Annotated in this window: 17 protein-coding genes; 10 read left to right on the top strand and 7 right to left on the bottom strand. The window is 65.7% G+C overall.

Annotation, left to right across the window (positions count from 1 at the left end):
• The first annotated feature begins 48 nt into the window (after positions 1–48).
• Positions 49–1,002 carry a trehalose-phosphatase gene (gene otsB / locus CU_RS08330; RefSeq protein WP_012360896.1) on the top strand — a complete coding sequence of 318 codons (954 nt, stop codon included), beginning with the start codon at positions 49–51 and terminating at the stop codon, positions 1,000–1,002.
• A gap of 89 nt (positions 1,003–1,091) precedes the next feature.
• On the opposite strand, the gene CU_RS08335 is transcribed toward otsB, so the two are convergent.
• Positions 1,092–2,222, bottom strand: coding sequence for a LacI family DNA-binding transcriptional regulator (locus tag CU_RS08335; RefSeq protein ID WP_012360897.1), 1,131 nt, complete (start codon positions 2,220–2,222; stop codon positions 1,092–1,094).
• Positions 2,223–2,329: 107 nt separating this feature from the next.
• On the opposite strand from CU_RS08335, the gene CU_RS08340 reads away from it, so the two are divergent.
• Genes CU_RS08340 through CU_RS08350 form a run of 3 tightly spaced genes read left to right on the top strand, consistent with a single transcriptional unit; the run spans position 2,330 to position 5,072 of the window.
• Positions 2,330–3,370: a metal ABC transporter solute-binding protein, Zn/Mn family gene (locus tag CU_RS08340; protein WP_012360898.1), complete on the top strand. Its 1,041-nt coding sequence runs from the start codon at positions 2,330–2,332 to the stop codon at positions 3,368–3,370.
• Positions 3,367–4,068, top strand: a complete 702-nt coding sequence (locus CU_RS08345; RefSeq protein ID WP_012360899.1) for a metal ABC transporter ATP-binding protein — start codon at positions 3,367–3,369, stop codon at positions 4,066–4,068. Before CU_RS08340 ends, CU_RS08345 begins: the two co-directional genes overlap by 4 nt.
• Complete coding sequence (locus tag CU_RS08350; RefSeq protein ID WP_012360900.1) at positions 4,065–5,072, top strand: metal ABC transporter permease; 1,008 nt, start codon at positions 4,065–4,067, stop codon at positions 5,070–5,072. Before CU_RS08345 ends, CU_RS08350 begins: the two co-directional genes overlap by 4 nt.
• A gap of 85 nt (positions 5,073–5,157) precedes the next feature.
• Here the strand turns inward: CU_RS08350 and rlmB are convergent, their stop codons facing one another.
• Positions 5,158–6,111 (bottom strand): 23S rRNA (guanosine(2251)-2'-O)-methyltransferase RlmB, encoded by a 954-nt coding sequence (gene rlmB, locus CU_RS08355; protein ID WP_012360901.1) that lies wholly within the window; start codon positions 6,109–6,111, stop codon positions 5,158–5,160.
• 94 nt (positions 6,112–6,205) lie between these two features.
• Entirely contained in the window at positions 6,206–6,796 is a 591-nt protein-coding gene (locus CU_RS08360; protein ID WP_012360902.1) for a neocarzinostatin apoprotein domain-containing protein, read from the bottom strand.
• Positions 6,797–6,895: 99 nt separating this feature from the next.
• On the opposite strand from CU_RS08360, the gene CU_RS08365 reads away from it, so the two are divergent.
• From CU_RS08365 to CU_RS08380, 4 genes are read left to right on the top strand one after another with little or no spacing between them, the layout of a single operon-like run.
• Positions 6,896–7,945, top strand: coding sequence for a heme/hemin ABC transporter substrate-binding protein (locus tag CU_RS08365; RefSeq protein ID WP_012360903.1), 1,050 nt, complete (start codon positions 6,896–6,898; stop codon positions 7,943–7,945).
• Complete coding sequence (locus CU_RS08370; protein WP_012360904.1) at positions 7,935–9,122, top strand: FecCD family ABC transporter permease; 1,188 nt, start codon at positions 7,935–7,937, stop codon at positions 9,120–9,122. Before CU_RS08365 ends, CU_RS08370 begins: the two co-directional genes overlap by 11 nt.
• A complete protein-coding gene (locus CU_RS08375) occupies positions 9,122–9,898 on the top strand; it encodes a heme ABC transporter ATP-binding protein (protein ID WP_012360905.1) in 777 nt (258 codons plus the stop codon). The genes CU_RS08370 and CU_RS08375 overlap by 1 nt, the downstream gene beginning before the upstream one ends.
• 22 nt (positions 9,899–9,920) lie before the next feature.
• The gene (locus CU_RS08380; protein WP_012360906.1) at positions 9,921–10,592 is read left to right on the top strand and encodes a biliverdin-producing heme oxygenase; all 672 of its coding nucleotides are present in this window, start codon (positions 9,921–9,923) and stop codon (positions 10,590–10,592) included.
• A 54-nt stretch (positions 10,593–10,646) separates the two neighbouring features.
• Here CU_RS08380 and cysS read toward each other — a convergent pair whose 3' ends face one another.
• The gene (cysS, locus tag CU_RS08385; protein WP_456236537.1) at positions 10,647–12,146 is read right to left on the bottom strand and encodes a cysteine--tRNA ligase; all 1,500 of its coding nucleotides are present in this window, start codon (positions 12,144–12,146) and stop codon (positions 10,647–10,649) included.
• Positions 12,147–12,308: 162 nt separating this feature from the next.
• Here cysS and CU_RS08390 point away from each other — a divergent pair, with 162 nt between their 5' ends.
• Entirely contained in the window at positions 12,309–13,139 is an 831-nt protein-coding gene (locus CU_RS08390) for a fumarylacetoacetate hydrolase family protein (RefSeq protein ID WP_012360908.1), read from the top strand.
• A 371-nt stretch (positions 13,140–13,510) separates the two neighbouring features.
• Here CU_RS08390 and ispF read toward each other — a convergent pair whose 3' ends face one another.
• The 3 genes from ispF to CU_RS08410 form a co-directional block, all read right to left on the bottom strand.
• The gene (ispF, locus tag CU_RS08400) at positions 13,511–13,999 is read right to left on the bottom strand and encodes a 2-C-methyl-D-erythritol 2,4-cyclodiphosphate synthase (protein ID WP_012360910.1); all 489 of its coding nucleotides are present in this window, start codon (positions 13,997–13,999) and stop codon (positions 13,511–13,513) included.
• A gap of 45 nt (positions 14,000–14,044) precedes the next feature.
• On the bottom strand, positions 14,045–14,842 hold the full coding sequence (locus CU_RS08405; protein WP_012360911.1) for an IspD/TarI family cytidylyltransferase: 798 nt from the start codon (positions 14,840–14,842) through the stop codon (positions 14,045–14,047).
• A 62-nt stretch (positions 14,843–14,904) separates the two neighbouring features.
• Positions 14,905–15,477 (bottom strand): CarD family transcriptional regulator, encoded by a 573-nt coding sequence (locus tag CU_RS08410; protein ID WP_012360912.1) that lies wholly within the window; start codon positions 15,475–15,477, stop codon positions 14,905–14,907.
• A gap of 337 nt (positions 15,478–15,814) precedes the next feature.
• Here CU_RS08410 and CU_RS08415 point away from each other — a divergent pair, with 337 nt between their 5' ends.
• Positions 15,815–16,372 carry a hypothetical protein gene (locus tag CU_RS08415; RefSeq protein WP_231837651.1) on the top strand — a complete coding sequence of 186 codons (558 nt, stop codon included), beginning with the start codon at positions 15,815–15,817 and terminating at the stop codon, positions 16,370–16,372.
• Positions 16,373–16,411 lie beyond the last annotated feature (39 nt).

The following is a 16,411-nucleotide window of genomic DNA, read 5'->3' on the forward strand; positions in this document are numbered from 1 at the left end:
AGGGGCTGCCACGGGCCCCGCGAAGAGAACACTTTAAGGAGCTCGCCGATGCCCGCTACCCCGCCCCCAAGCCCCCACAATCCCAGCGAACGGCACCCCAAGGAGGAGGATCCCGACAAGCTGGGTCCGGACACACTGGGCCCCGACACTCTGGGCGCGGAGGATCTCACCTACCTCGCAGCAACGGAGAAGCTACTGCTCGCGGTCGACTTCGACGGCACGCTGGCGGAGTTCTCGGACTCCCCCACCGACGTGCGAGCGGTACCCGGCGCGCTGGAGGCACTGCAGGAGCTCGCCGGGCTCCCTGGGGTGACCGTGCTCATCATCTCTGGTCGCCAGCTACGCGAACTCTCCGCGGTCACCGGACTGCCAGTACTCGACAGTCCGGGCCCAGACGATATCCGCCTGGTCGGCTCCCACGGTGCGGAAGACTCCCTTTCGGGCAGCGCTGCCGCTGCGAACGAGGCCGTCGGCAGCGCCGCGGTTGGTACTGCGGACGGTTCCGTGAACCCCACCCCATCGGCGCGGGCAGAGGTGTTGCAGAAACTGGGCGAGCACGCCGAGCAGATCGCAGCCACCGACCGCGGCATGTGGGTGGAGTACAAGCCATACTCGGTGGGCCTGCACACCCGGCAGGCCGCCAGCCCCGAGGCCGCGCAGCAAGCGAACCAACGTTTGGCGGAGTTCGCGGCCACCTGCAGCACCCCGGCGGTTCCGGTGCAGGTCACCTGGGGCCGCGACATCCTGGAACTCAGCGTGGCCACGGCAACGAAAGGCAGCTACGTGGCAGGCTTGCGCACCCAGCTGCCGGAGCACGTGGTCTTCTTCCTGGGCGACGACGTCACAGACGAAACCGTCCTTGCCTCCCTCACCCAGCCACGCCCGGACGTCGGCGTCCACGTGGGCGGCCGACTCGCGGACACCACCGCGGCAACCCGGAGCCTGGGAAGCCCCTTCAACGTGCGGGACACGCTCCAGCAGCTCGCGGAGCTACGACGATAGAGCCCGCGGCGCAGTTGCCCGCGGAGCTAGATCCCTTGAGCCCGCGGCGCAGTTGCCCGCGGAGCTGTGCCGGTAGAGCCCGCGGCACCCTAAGCCCGCGGAGAAGCGATAGAGGTACCGTCCAGCACCGTCGTCTCCAGGTAGACCGCCGGCGGGGTCTCCGACTGCGCCCGCGATGGCGCGGATTTCCGATTTTTCGCCGCCTTCCGACGCGCCCGGATCTCCTCCGCGAGATGCTCACCACTCAGGCGCCCCTTCGTGCGGGAGGGCTGGCGCACCGTGACAATACCTTCGGCCTCTGCCTGCGGGATGCCGTCGAAACCGGTCACCGACAAGTCGCCAGGGACGTCGATGCCCACCGAGTCGGCGTAGCGCAGCAGACCGAGCGCCATCGAGTCGGTCGTACACACCACGGCGGTGAGATCCGGGTTATTCTCCAACAGCTCGCGGGCGGCGTCCTCGGTGGTTCCGGCATCGTTAATGTGGCGCTCCACGAGGGGCACGCTCGCGGTGTCGATGCCCGCCTCGGCGAGAATCTCCAGCGCGCCGGCCACACGATCCCGCTGCACATTCATGCGCGCCCCGGCAAGCCGCTCCTGGCTGACGGGCCCGTTGTTGGGTTCCCGATCCAGCCGGATGCACAGGATGCCGATCTTGCGGTGACCTGCGTCGACGAGACGACGGACGACCGGTTTAATGGCCTCGCGGTCGTCGATTCCGACGAAGCGGAGCCCTTCGCGACCGGCGGGCTGGTCGCAGATGACGACGGGGCGTCCCCGACTAATGGCGGCCTCCAGGTAGGGGTCCTCGTCGGCGACAGAGTAGACGATGAAACCGTCGACGGCAGCCTGGTTGATCAGGGCGGTGGCGTCCTTCCCATCGGACTGGACCCCGGCGGGGATGAGGAGCATGGACACCCCCATCTCGCCACAGGCCTGCGAGACGCCAGACATGAATTCGACGGAGGCCTGGTCATCGAAGGCGTAGGTCAGCTCCTCGGTGAGGAGGACGCCGACGGCACCCGCCCGCTGGATGCGCAGGGAACGCGCGATGGGGTCGGGCCCCGGGTAGCCCATCTTCTCCGCGGTCTGCAGGATCTTGGTGCGCAGCTCCTCGGAGAGTTGACCGGGCCGGTTATAGGCGTTGGAGACGGTGGTCCGGGATACGCCCAACTCGGCGGCGATGGAAGCGAGGGTGCCTCGACGGGCGGGTTGATTCATGCTTCTTACCGTAGGCGGTTGGCAAAAAAAATTGCTGGCCGGCGGGGTGCTGCATTAGATTGCTTATTGCAATCTGTTCCCATTACCAACAACTGTGAGAAGTTTCTATGAACTTTAGTGCAACAACCCGCAAGCGCGGCGCCGCCATCTTCGGTGCCCTCACCCTGACCGCAGGCCTTGCCGCCTGCTCCGAGGGCGGCTCGCAGGACAATCCGGCCGAGAACACGGAGTTCAAGATCGTCGCCTCGACCCCGGTCTGGGGAGATATCGCCAAGGCGGTCATCGAGAGCGTCGACGGGGCGGAGGAGACCTTCTCCGTCGAGACCATCATGGAGAACAAGGACGACGATCCGCACGGCTACGAGGCCACCGCCGCCGACATCGCGAAGGCCAAGAGCGCGGACCTCATCGCTGCCAACGGCGCGGGCTACGACAACTGGCTCACCGATAATGCGGACGACGCCCCGATCGTGAGCGCTCTCCCGCTGGCCGCGGCCCACACGCACGACCACGGCGATCACGAGCACGGGCATGACCACGATCATGAGGGCGACGATCACGTGGGTCACGACCACGACCATGATCACGGCGATCATGAGGGCCATGACCACGATCACGAGCACGGCCACGGGCATGACCACGGCAGCGGCCAGAATCCGCACGCCTGGCTGGACATGGACATCGTCAACGCCTTCGCCGATAACCTCGCAACCCAGCTCCACGAGCTCGACAAGGACTTCCCGGCCAAGCTGGACGAGAACAGCGAGATCAAGGAGAAGACCGCGTCCTACACCGAGCGCATGAAGAAGCTGCCGGCCAAGAAGGTCATGCTGACCGAGTCGGTTGCCGAGGCCATCGTCGAGGACTCCAGCCTCGAGGACATCACCCCAGAGTCCTTCGCCAAGGCCGTGGCCCGCGAAGCCGAGCCCTCCGCAGCAGACCTCGCCGCCGCGAAGAAGCTGATCACGGACGGCAAGCTGGACGTCCTGATCACTAACGAGCAGGCCCAGACCCCGGCAGCCGAAGAGCTGACGAAGGCCGCCAAGGATAAGGACGTTGCTACTGTAAACGTGAACGAAACCCCGGACCGGGGCACCACGTACTTCGACTACGTGGATGGCATCCTCAAGCAGCTAGAGGACGCATGAGATTAGCGTTTCACAACGCCGCGATTGAACCCCTGTGGCGCGACCTCAACCTCGAGGTCGCCCCGGGGGAATTTCTCGCTATTTTGGGCTCAAACGGCGTGGGCAAGTCCACCCTCTTCCAGACCGTGCTGGGGCAGCGCACGCTGACCCGCGGCAGCGTCGAGGTGGAAGGCACGATCGGCTACATCCCGCAGCAGCGAATGTTCCCTGCGAACCTGCCGATTAGGGCGCGTGACCTGGTGGGGCTTTCCACCGCACACGGGGTGTTCCGCAACCGCCGCCCCCGCCGCGAGCAGATCGACGCCGCGCTCGCCGAGGTCGGCGCGGCCGGGCTGGCGGACCGCCGCGTCGGGAAGATGTCGGGCGGCCAGCAGCAGCTGATCCGCCAGGCCCAGGCGCTCGCAGGGGACCCGGAAATCCTGCTGTGCGACGAGCCGCTGCTCTCCATGGACCTGCGCGCCCAGCGCGCCACCGTTGAGCTATTGGAGCGCCAGCGGCGGAAAAAGAATGCCGCGGTGCTGTTCATCACGCACAACATCAACCCGATCCTCGAGGTCACCGACCGGGTTCTCTACATCACCCCGCACGGGCATCGGCAGGGCACGGTCGCGGAAGTCATGAACACCGAGACCCTCTCGGAGCTGTACCAGACCGAGGTGAAGGTCATCGAGGTAGATGGGAAGTTGATCGTTCTATGAGCGAGTTTCATACCGGCCAGTGGTGGGCGGACACCCTTGCCCTGCTGAACGTGGATTTCGTGCAGCAGTCCATCCTCGCAGCCCTGTTGCTGGGCGTGCTCTCCGGAGCGATCGCGCCGATCATCGTGATGCGCAACATGAGCTTCGCGGCACACAGCACCGGCGAGCTCGCGCTGATGGGTGCGGCGGCCGCCTTGCTCTTCGGTTTCAGCGTCTCCTGGGGTGCGTTACTCGGAGCGGTCTGTGCGGCGGTGATTCTCGGGGTGGTGGGCGCCCGAGAACAGGACTCCATCGTCGCCGTGGTGCTGAGCTTCGGCATGGGCCTTTCGGTGCTCTTTATCTACCTCTACCCCGGCCGTTCCTCCATCGCCTTTAGCCTGCTCACCGGGCAGATCGTGGGCGTGAGCTCGTCGAATATGAAGATGCTGGCGATTATGACGGTGATCGTCGTCGCGGTCATCGCGCTGCTGTGGCGGCCGTTGCTCTTCGCCACCGTCGATCCGACGATGGCCGCTGCCAGTGGGGTGAAGGTGCGGTTGCTTTCCATCCTCTTCGCCGCCGTGCTGGGTGCGGTGGCCAGCCAGGGCGTGCAGATCGTGGGTGCCCTGCTGCTCCTCGCGCTGCTGATTACCCCGGGTGCGGCGGCGGTGAAGGTTACCGCCAATCCCCTGGTCGCCGTGGTCCTTTCCGCGATCTTTTCGGTGACGGCCGCGGTGGGCGGCCTGGTGCTTTCGCTGGCACCCGGCCTGCCAGTTTCCGTCTTCGTGACGACGCTGAGCTTCCTGATCTACCTGGTCTGCTGGTTCATCGAGTGGCTGCGGGGTCGCCAGATGGACGCCGACGAGGTGCGCGCCGCCTCCTATGCCGCAGGCCAGGGTTTGAGCGGGGTAGCCGGCCGCACCGGCCAGTCGGGCGCGGCGAGCCTGAGCTCTCAGCCGGGTACCGATAGTTCCGTGCCGCTGTGCGAGGCGGACTCCTGCGCCAACTCGGAGAACCACCACTAAGACGCCTCAGCGGGCCGATCCCCGGAACGTTATAAAGAAGGCCGCGCTAGCACTTGCTAGCGCGGCCTTTCGCTACTGCCTGGTCTTAGTTCTTGCCCACGCGACGCTGGCGGGCGAACTCGCTCAGCACCACGCCAGCAGCCACGGAGGCGTTGAGGGATTCAACCTTGTCAGCCATCGGGATCGAGAGGATCGTATCCGCGGTCTCCCCGACCAGACGGGACAGCCCCTTGCCCTCGCTGCCAACGACGACCACCGTCGGCGTCGTGCCGTCGTAGGTGTCCAGTGTGTGCTCCCCACCGGCATCCAGACCGACGACCTGGTAGCCGTTCTGCTGGAACTGCTTCAGCGCGCGCACCATGTTCGTTGCCTTCGCGACCGGCAGGCGCGCCGCCGTACCCGCGGAGGTCCGCCAGGTCACGGCAGTCACAGACGCGCTGCGACGCTCCGGGATCACCACGCCGTGGCCACCGAAAGCTGCCACGGAGCGGATCACGGCACCCAGGTTGCGCGGGTCGGTGATGTTGTCCAGCGCCACGACCAGGCCGGGCGTCGCGGAATCCGCGGCGCGCTCGATGAGGTCGTGCACATCCGCGTACTTATACGGTGGGATCTGCAGACCAATGCCCTGGTGTAGCCCGTTGCCGGTCATGCGATCCAGCTCCTGGCGGCTGACCTCCAGGACCGAGATGCCGCGGCTGGAGCAGATGTGGACGGCCTCGGACAGTCGGTCGTCATTACCCGTCCCTTCCGCGACGTACAGGGCGGACGCCGGGACGTTGGCGTGCAGGCACTCCACCACGGGGTTGCGGCCGACGACCAGCTCGTTGCCACCGAAGGCATCGCGGCGGTCGTGCGCCCCGGATGCCCGGCGCTGTGCGGCCTTCTTGCGCTTGTGCGCCTGGTGGTAGACGCGGTCCTCCGCCTTCGGGGTCGGACCCTTACCACGCAGGCCGCGGCGCTTCTCCCCGGCCGACCCCTTCGACGGGCCCTTCTTGTTCTTGCGTGCGCCGCCGTGTCGTCGCGAGTTGCCAGCCATCGTGCTCCCTAGTTGTGCGTGAATTATCGAGCACCAAGTCTATCGTTCCAGCGCCCATTCACACTATTGCTCGGCCACTGCGTCGCAGCTGTGGCTAGCTGGCGAAGGTGACTGGGACCTCCGCGACGTCCTCGAAGCCTTCGGTGTGGTCACCGAAAATCTTCAGAACGCATTCCTGCGTGGCGCAGTCAACGGCCTGCCCCTTCTGCTTTGCGGTCAGCGTGAACTCGGTCTCTCCTGCCGGGGAGAGGGGCGCGGTGCCGCCATCCTTCTGGGTGATCCACTGCTGGGTTCCGGCAGCGCCACGCTCGCCGGTGCAGTCTGGCATCGGCTTACCCGGGGTGCTCTCCGCAGCACAGATGGCGCCGTAGTAGCCCGCTTCCGGGTCCAGGCCGGTGACCTTGACGGAGATCTTCTGCCCATCCGCGAGGTTTTCTGCTGGGTCTGCGGTGATCTTCACTTCGCTGTTGCCTGTGGCCTCGGCGCTATCGCTGGACTCAGCGGCAGCGGACGTGCTCGGAGCCTCGCTCGACGCCTCGCTAGCTGGCGCTTCTGTGGTGGAGGAGGCCGACGCCTGCTCTTCTGATCCATCGTCCGAGCAGGCTGCCAGCAGAGGCAGGCTCAGTGCCATGAGTGCGGCGACAGCGGTTGCTGCGCGCGGGCGTGCGGTGCGGATTGTCTTCATTCTGGAACCTCTTCCTGGGGTATCACTAGGTTATGCTAACCTCACCGAGGTTAACCTAACCTATGTTGTTATAGTCAAGAATCTCTAAGGACTCTCACCATGCGGACACCCCCACAGCGCGTATGTCTGCCGCTTTACCTCGCGGCCGCGCTTGCCCTGAGCAGCTGCGGGGCGCCGACTTCGGGCCCTACCCCCACGGCCGAGCAGTCACAGGCCGCCTCGGCAGAAAAGGCAGCAACTGCGCGCCACGGCGAGAGTTCACCCGCCTCCTCCCCCGCTGGCCACGTCTCTGCACGCCTCCCCAGCCGCGACCCCGAGGTCCTCGTCGACAAGCAAACGGTGGAGCAATCTCCGGCGCGCGACGCCCGCATCCTCACCCTGGATCGCGCAGGCGCGCTTTCCCGGACGGTATGGGCGCTGGGCATGGGGGAAAACCTCATCGGGCGAGACACCGCCTCCGATTTCCCAGGGGTCAAAGACCTTCCCCTGGTCACCCCCGGCGGTCACTCGATCAACGCCGAAACGGTGCTGAGCCTGCGCCCCGACATCGTCCTCACTGATGGTTCGATCGGCCCGAGCCGGGTCATGAAGAAGCTTCGGGCAACCGGGGTGAAGGTCATCGACATCACTGCGGAACGCACCCCGGAAACCATCGGCACCCTCGTCGAAGAGGTCGCCGCCGGGATCGGGCTAGAGCAGGCCGCGGATCACGTCACCGAAAAGATCAACGCAAAGCTCGACCAGGCCTCCGCGTCCGCGAGGTCCCGGGCAGATGGTCGCAGCATGATGGTTCTCTACGTGCGCGGCACCGGTGTGGCGATGATCGCCGGGCCGGAATCCGGTGGCCGAAGCCTCATCGAGAGGCTCGGCGGTACTGACGCCGGCGTGAAACTGGGCATCGATGGCAGCTTCACCCCGCTGACCCCCGAAGCGCTCATCGAGGCCGCCCCGGACACGCTCATCGTGATGAGCAGTGGCCTGGAATCGGTGGGCGGGGTCGATGGGCTATTGAAGGTTCCGGGCGTGTCGCAGACTCCAGCGGGAAAGAACCGCTCCGTGCTCGACGTTCCCGATTCCGAACTGCTCTCCTTCGGACCAAACACCCCAGGCGTGATCGACGCGATGGCGGAGGCGCTATATGGCGACTAGCGTGCTCAAAAAGCAATCGAAAACGCCCCGCTCCGGTACCGCGAAGGGCGGTCAACCCGCCGGGCTCGTCTTCCAGCGCGACCCACGTCGGGCGATCCGGAGCCGCTGGAACCGCCTCCGTGCCGCCAAAACCCCAGCGGTGATCATCGCTCTCGGGGTTGGGCTTATCGCGGCCATCCTGTGGTCCGTCGCGGTCGGACAATTCGGAGCCAGCGCCCAGCAGTCCCTCCGCTCCCTGGCGCACATCGTCACCGGCCTTGGGCAATCCACCTCCCTTGATGTGGTGCTGTGGGAGGTCCGCCTGCCCCGGGTTGCCCTTGCCGCCATCGTCGGCGCAGGGCTAGCGATCTCCGGGTTGGCGCTACAGGCGGTATTTGCCAACCCGCTGGCCGAACCCGGATTGATCGGTGTGTCCTCTGGTGCTGCGGTCGGCGCGTCACTGGCCACCGTGTTCAGCACAGCCAGTGCCGCCGGCGCGCTCGGGTTGAGCAGCGCAGGACTGGCGGCGATCCTGACTTCAAACTGGACCATCGCCATCGCCGCCTTCGTCGGCGGAATCGCAGCGACCGCCATCGTCGCAGCCAGCGCGCGAGGAAGCCGCGATATGGCGCGCATCATCCTCGTCGGCGTGGCAGTCAACGCCGTCTGCGGCGGCATCGTCTCTTTCCTCACCTACATCGCCAGCACCACGGCGCGCGACCGCATCGTCTTCTGGCAGATGGGCAGCTTCGCGAGCGCCGACTGGTCCCAGGTGGGGATCATCCTAGCGCTGACCACTCCAGCCGCCGTCCTGCTCTGGGTGCTTGCACCCAAGCTCGACATCCTGAGTTTGGGGGAATCCCAGGCCCAACACCTCGGAATCAACGTGGTCGCGCTCCGCCGCATCGTCATCGCAATCGCAGCACTTGTGGTGGCTGCCGGTGTGGCATTCTCCGGGATCATCGTGTTCATCGGGCTCGTGGTCCCACACGCCCTGCGGCTGCTCATCGGCCCCGGCCACCGCGCACTCGTGCCCGCGTGTTTCCTCGGTGGCGCACTCGCAGCCACACTGGCAGACCTCGCCGCCCGCGCCCTCATCACCGGCACCGATCTGCCGCTGGGAATGCTGACGTCCATCGTGGGCGGCCCGATCTTCTTCTGGCTGCTGATTCGTTCCGATAGGTCGGTGAAGCACTAATGAGCATCACAATAGAAAAACTGCATTTCAGCGTGGACGAGCACGAACTGCTGGACGACGTCACCTTCACCGCTGCCGCAGGCCAGGTCACCGCACTGGTGGGGCCGAACGGTGCCGGGAAGTCCACCTTGCTCGCCGCGATCGCTGGCGACCTCGATATCGACTCCGGGCAGATCCTCATCGCGGGCGAGGACGTCAGCCAACTGAGCAGCAAGCAGCTCGCGCGACGGCGGGCGGTGCTGACCCAACACCACCCCATCGGTGTGCCCTTCACGGCGGAGGAGGTTCTCGATTTCGGCCGGCACCCCTGGTCCACGCCGGATCCACAGCTTCGCCAGGAAGTGATCACCACCTGCGAGATCGAGCACCTCCTCCCGCGGGTCCTCCCCACCCTCTCCGGTGGCGAGCGCGCCCGCGTGCACTGCGCCCGGGTGTTCTACCAGGACACTCCCGTGGTCCTGCTGGATGAGCCCACTGCGGCATTGGATTTGGCGCACGCCGAGGACGTTCTCAAAGCGATGCGCGGCCTCGCCGACGAGGGAAAGACGGTCGTGGTGGTTCTCCATGACCTCGCAGCCGCGGCGGCCTATGCCGACCACATCGTCGTTCTCAGCAGTGGCTGCGTGTTTGCACAAGGCGCCCCGACCGAGGTTCTCAGCTCCGGGCTCATCAGCGCCATTTACGACGCCGATGTGGAAATACTCCAGGATTCAGCAGGCAACCCGGTCGCGCTCCCCCGGCGCAGAACAAACCCCAGTTCACTCAAGAAGCTTTAATCCCGTTACGGAAGGAAAACCCATGACTACCGCCACCCGCCACACCTTTTATGCCGAAGGCCAGCTCTCCGCCCTGCTCAAAAGCGAGACCGCGCAGGCGCACCACGACGCGGAAAACTCAGTGTTTATGACCCAACTGCTCGACGGAAAACTGGATATCAACGCGGTGGCTGCCCTGACCGGCCAGCTCTACTTCGTCTACGAGGCCCTCGAATCCGCGGTCCGGGCGAACCAGGACACAGCGGAGCTGGCCTCGATCTACGACCCGCGCCTGGAGCGACTTTCTGCGCTGGAGTCCGACCTGGAGCAGCTCTACGGCGGGCAGTGGCGCGAGCACATTGCGCCACTGCCTGCGACCCAGAACTACGTCGAGGTCCTGCGCCAGATCGGCACGGAGCAGGACGGCGAGGCAGCGCTGGCTCACCACTACGTCCGCTACCTGGGAGACATGTCGGGTGGCCAGGTGATCGCTCGCATGTTTGAGAAGTACTACGGCCTGGATGAGCGCAGCACATCCTTCTACGATTTCGACGCCATCGGCCGGATCAAGCCCTACCGCGACCGCTACCGCATCACGCTCAACCAGCTCGAGCTCAGCGCCGAGTCCAAGGAAAAGATCATTAACTGCGCCAGCGCAGCCTTCGCCATGAACCAGGCGGTGTTCCAGGCCCTAGCTGAGCAGCACGTCCGTTAAACCGGCACCCCAGCCGGGGCGCCGGCGCCACGGGCGCGCCTCAGCGGAGCGGCGCTACTCCTTCAGGCTCCACTGAGCCCCATCGGCGGTATCGGTGACCTCAATACCGGCTGCCGTGAGCCGGTCGCGGACCTCGTCCGCCACCGCCCAGTTCTTCTCCGCGCGAGCCTCCGCCCGACGCTGCAGATCGTCCTGCACCAGGGAATCTAGGGCGGTCATCGCCGCCGAAGAGCCCTGCCCGGCCATCGTCTGCTCCAGCCAGTGCTCGTCGAACGGGTCCACGCCGAGGACGCTCATCATCGCACGAACCTGCCCCGCGACCCGCATCACCGTCTCAGTGTCCTTGACCTCGAGGGCCTTATTACCCTCGCGGACGGCGTCGTGGATGACGGCCAGCGCCTGCGGCACCGCGAGGTCGTCATTCATCTTCTCGGCGAAGGCCTCCGGCCACTGGCCCACGGCCACCAGCTGTTCCGGGCCGCGGGCAGCCTGATCCCCGGCCGAGGCGGGGGCGTCGTCCTCAATGGCGGCGAGGTAAGCGGCCGCACGCAGCAGGAACTTCTCAATCCTGCGGTAACCGGCGGCGGCCTCGGCCAGCGCGGACTCGGAGTATTCCAGCATGGAACGGTAGTGGCCGCTGCCCAGGTAGTAGCGCAGCTCCACCGGGCGGACCTTCTCCAGGATGTTCGGCACGCTCAGCACGTTGCCAAGCGACTTGGACATCTTCTCCCCGCTCATGGTCACCCAGCCGTTGTGCATCCAGTACTGAGCGAAGCCATCCCCGGCGGCGGTGGCCTGGGCGGCCTCATTCTCGTGGTGCGGGAACTGCAGGTCCAGCCCGCCGGCGTGGATGTCGAACTCCCCGCCCAGGTAGTTCGTGGCCATCGCGGAGCACTCGATGTGCCAGCCCGGGCGTCCCCGGCCCCACGGCGTATCCCATGCGGGTTCGCCCGGCTTGGCGGCCTTCCACATGGTGAAGTCGCGGGGGTTCTTCTTGCCCGTGCCTGCGGATTCACCCTGGTCCAGCTCGTCGAGCTTCTGACCAGAGAGGAAGCCGTAGTTCTCGATCGAGGCGGGCTGGGCGTAGACATTGCCGTCGGCGGCATAGCCGTGGCCGTTATCGATGATGCGCTGCATGTACTCGATCATCTGCGGGACGTGCCCGGTTGCCCGCGGCTCCACGGACGGCGGCAACACGCCCAGCTGGTCATATGCCCAGGTGAAAGCGCGCTCGTGGGTTGCTGCCCACTCCCACCAGGGGCGGTTGTTCTCGGCGGCCTTGGTCAGGATCTTGTCGTCGATGTCAGTGACGTTGCGGACGAACGCGACGTCGTATCCCTGGGCGAGCAGCCAGCGGCGCAGGACGTCGAAGGCCACACCGGAACGGACGTGCCCGATGTGTGGGATGGACTGCACGGTGGCGCCACACAGGTAGATGGAAACCTTGCCTTCGCGCAGCGGGGTGAACTCGCGGACCTTGCGGCTCGCGGTGTCGTAGATGCGCAGCTGGAGCGGCATCGGCTCCGACGCGTCGGTGGGCAAAGAATCAACCATGGTTGGCCGCCTTCGTGGGTCTTGCAGGTTTTTGCTCTGGCGGGCCAGGACGGATGCGCCCCGTGCCCCTCGTCACCGCAATTGTACTTCGGTGGCCGGTGGCTGCCGACTGGAAGGCTATCCTCGGTAGGCAGTCACCAAAAGACCTGCCCGAGGAGGATCATGGCCCACCGCCTAGCAACCATCGAAACCGCCGGCCGTCTGCGCACCATCCGTGTGGAGAGCTTCGACGGCACGCACGGCACCGGTACCGTCCTGGCCGACGGGGATCTCGGGGGTTTTCTTCAGGACGTCACCCTCTCGGCCTCCGCGAGCGCCGGGGAGAGCATTGAGTTCTCGGCCCGTCAGTTGGCTCCGGTGATTCCGAACCCGCGGAAGGTGCTCTGCACCGGGTTGAATTTCCGGGAGCACATCGTGGAGATGGGGCATCCGGTGCCGGACCACCCCACGCTGTTCGCGAAGTTCGCCACGGCGCTGACCACGCCTTATGGGAATGTGCGGGTACCACGTGCGATGGCGCAGAAGCTGGATTATGAGGGCGAGCTAGCGATCGTGATGGGGCACGGTGGCCAGATCGCGGGGTATGCGGTGATGAATGACTTCTCCCAGCGGGATTGGCAGTACCGCACTCAGCAGTGGCTGCAGGGTAAGAATCTGGACGAATCCAGCGCGCTCGGCCCGTGGCTGACGATGGCCACCGATGAGAAGGGTCAGCCCTTCGACCCGGTGGCGGAAGGCGCGATGCTGCGGACCAGGGTGAACGGGGAGCTACGCCAGGAGCACAGCCTCGCCGACCTGGTGTTCAAGCCGCAGGAGCTGGTCGAGTACGTGGAGAATTTCGCCACGCTGGAGGCCGGGGACGTCATCGCTCTCGGCACACCGGCAGGCGTGGGCCACGGGATGACACCGCCTCAGTACCTGGGGCACGGGGACACCGTCGAGGTTGAGATCGAGGGTCTGGGCCGGATCTCCAGCACCATCGACGTGCGCTAATTCTTAGGCCGACCATAAAACGGATTTAGCCAAAAACCTTCCGCACCAACCATCGGGCGATATATTGAATATTGAACTGATTCACCTGAGCCACATTTGGAAGAAGTAGAGCCCACCGATGCACAGCTGGTTGATCTTTCTCATCCTCGCAGTGGGGGCTGCCGTCGGCGCGGCTTCTTCTTTCCACCACTACCGGCACGGAGACGCAGCGCTAGGGCGAACGACGTTGCTCGGAACCACACTGCTCGGGATCCCCGCAGTAGTCATCCTTATTCTGATCCTCAAGGATGGACCCCGCTCAGCGAGCACCGTGGAGCTTCTAGGTTTCGCGATTTACACCTTCATCGTGTCCATTTTCGTGGGCACGCAATTTAAGCGCCAGCCTTCCACACAACCGCGGTAGCGAGAGCGGCCACGCCTTCCCCGCGGCCGGTGAAGCCCATCTTGTCGGTGGTCGTCGCGGAAACGGACACCGGCGCCCCGACGAGCTCGGTGAGGCGGCGCTCGGCTTCCTCCCGGCGCGGCCCCATCTTCGGCCTATTGCCAATCATCTGGGCGGCAACGTTGCCGATCGTGAAGCCGTTCTCGGCCAGTAGTTGACGGCACTCCGTGATCAGGCGCTCGCCCGAGACGCCGTCGTATTCCTTGCGTCCCACACCGACGAAGCTGCCCAGGTCCCCCAGTCCGGAGGCGCTGAGCAGTGCGTCGACGATGACGTGGCTGACCACGTCGCCGTCGGAATGTCCCTCGCAGCCATCGGCGTCCTCGAAGAGTAGCCCGGCCATCCAGCAGGGCTTGCCGGGCTCGACCTGGTGGGCGTCGGAGGCGATGCCGACGCGGGGGATAATCGGCTGGGTCATGGGTGCTATTTCCTTCCTTGTTCGACCATCATCGGTCGATCATCATCACTCAACCATCATCTCAGCGATGGCGAAGTCCCGCGGGGTGGTGATCTTCATCGCCCGGTCATCGCCGGCGGTGATGGCTACCGGATAGTCGGCGAGCTCCATGATGGAGGCATCGTCCGTGGCCAGGCGGGCGTGCCCACGGCCGAGCTCCAGGCCTGCCTGGTACTTCCGATTAGCGTCCATCAGCGCGGAGAAGAGGAAGCCCTGCGGGGTCTGCACCGCCACCAGGCCATCGCGGGCCGGGGTGCCGGTGACCATCCCGTCCGCAATGGTCTTGATCGTGTCCGTCACCGGCAGGGCGGGAACCACACCCGCCGCGGTACCCGCCTCCCCGTGGGTGCGGACCTGCTCGACGATGTGGACGATCATTGCAGGTGGGGTGAGGCAGCGGGCGGCGTCGTGCACCAGCACGATCGCCTCGTCCACCTGCGCGCATTCCACGCAGTCCACCGGCGAGCCGAGCTCGCCCTCCACGAGCTGCAGGCCGGCGAAGACACTATCGGAGCGCTCGGATCCCCCGGTTCCGGTACTCACTCGCATCCCTGCCCACGCGGCCTGGTTCGCAGGATCGTCGAGAATCTCCGCCATGCGCCCCTGCATGTCCGGGCTGATCATGACAAAGGTTCGCCCCACCACCCCGGAACTGGCGAGCCCGTCCAGCGCCCGCTCCACGAGGGTGCGCCCCGCCAGTTCCACGAAGGCCTTAGGCTGATCGGCGCCCAGCCTGGTGCCGCTCCCCGCCGCCGCGATGACGGCCACCACGGGCAGCGCTGCAGTATCGGTCTTGGAAAACACGTCTCACCCGGCGCTCTCTACTCGTTGAGCCACCCTCGAGGGACGGCTGGCAACCGTGGCTGTTACTTGTTGAGCTCGTCGTCGAGATCGATGGCGGCGTCCCCCTCGGTATCCGCCGCACGGGCGGCAGCGGCCTGCTCACGGTGGCGCTCGATGGTCTCGTGCATCTCGGCCAGCATCGCGTCGGCCTTCTTATCGTCGACGCCATCGGCCAGCGCGAGCTCGCCCACCAGGATCTGGCGGGCCTTAGCCAGCATGCGCTTCTCGCCTGCCGAGAGGCCACGATCCTGGTCACGGCGCCACAGATCACGAACCACCTCGGCGACCTTGTTCTGGTCGCCGGAGGTCAGGCGCTCCTGGTTGGCCTTGTACCGGCGGGACCAGTTGCCTGCCTCCTCGACGTCCGTCTCGCGCAGCACGGAGAAGACCTTGAGCAGACCCTCCTCGCCGACGACGTCGCGCACACCCACCTTCTCGGCGTTCGCGGCCGGGACGCGGACGGAAAGGTCACCCTGGTAGAGGCGCAGCACCAGGTAGTCCACCGTCTCACCCTTGAACTCGCGCTGCTCGATCCCCTCGATCTGAGCTGCGCCGTGGTGTGGGTATACGACCGTGTCGCCGACCTTGAAATCCATCCGTGACCTTCCTATTTACGCCCTCGTTGCGCTTTAAAAACCGTGTTCGAGCATACCCGATCGGCCCGCTGCCTGCAGAAAGGCCCGGTCCCGCAGGAAAGCTTCAACGCTTCGACCAGCGCGCACCGACGCCGGAGGGCGACGTCCCCAAATAATAGGGGTAACAACGGGGTGGGATTAGGGGAAAGCGGTGGCCTGAACTAGGAATCTGCCCACCCAAGGGGCTATTCTGTGAAGCAGCTATAAGTTTCCGGCCAATTTGCGCCGGGTACGATGACCACAACTGTTGAAGGGCCTTAACCGGCCTAGGCCTAGCCTCACAATGGAGGATCAGAACGTGAAGTCTCAGAAGTCGACCGTTGTCCGCGGTGCCCTCGCCATCGTTGCTGCAGGTGCCGCCCTGGGCATGACCGCTTGCTCCGCTGGTCAGATCACCCAGACCGCAGAGCAGGCCCCGGCCGTGAACGGCCTGCACGCCAAGGAAGGCAACGTGGACGTCGCGGACGTCTCCGTGGTTCTGGGCGCCGACGGCAAGCCGTCCCTGAAGTTCACCGCTTCCAACGCGGAGGACAACGCCAAGGACGTCAAGCTGGTCTCCGCTTCCGTGGACGGCAAGGCTGCGAACCTGAGCGAGACCATCAAGCCGGGCTGCAACCTCGTCGTGGACCGCAAGGATGCCCTGGAGGACCTGCAGAAGGGCGCTAAGGATCAGAAGTGCCTCAGCTACGCCGCTGGTGACGTCTCCGGAGTGAAGGACCTCTACGTCGGCGGCCAGAAGCCGGTGGAGATCAAGTTCGACGGCGCTGAGTTCTCCCTGAACGCACCGGTCGTCGCTTACACCCCGGAGGCTGGCGCCTTCGACCGCGACAAGGACGGTCACCCAACCGACAAGTAGTCGCTACTCGGCTGTTATAGGCCCACCGCCGCTCCCCTT

It is taken from the genome of Corynebacterium urealyticum DSM 7109 (assembly GCF_000069945.1).
GTDB classification, from domain to species: Bacteria; Actinomycetota; Actinomycetes; order Mycobacteriales; family Mycobacteriaceae; genus Corynebacterium; species Corynebacterium urealyticum.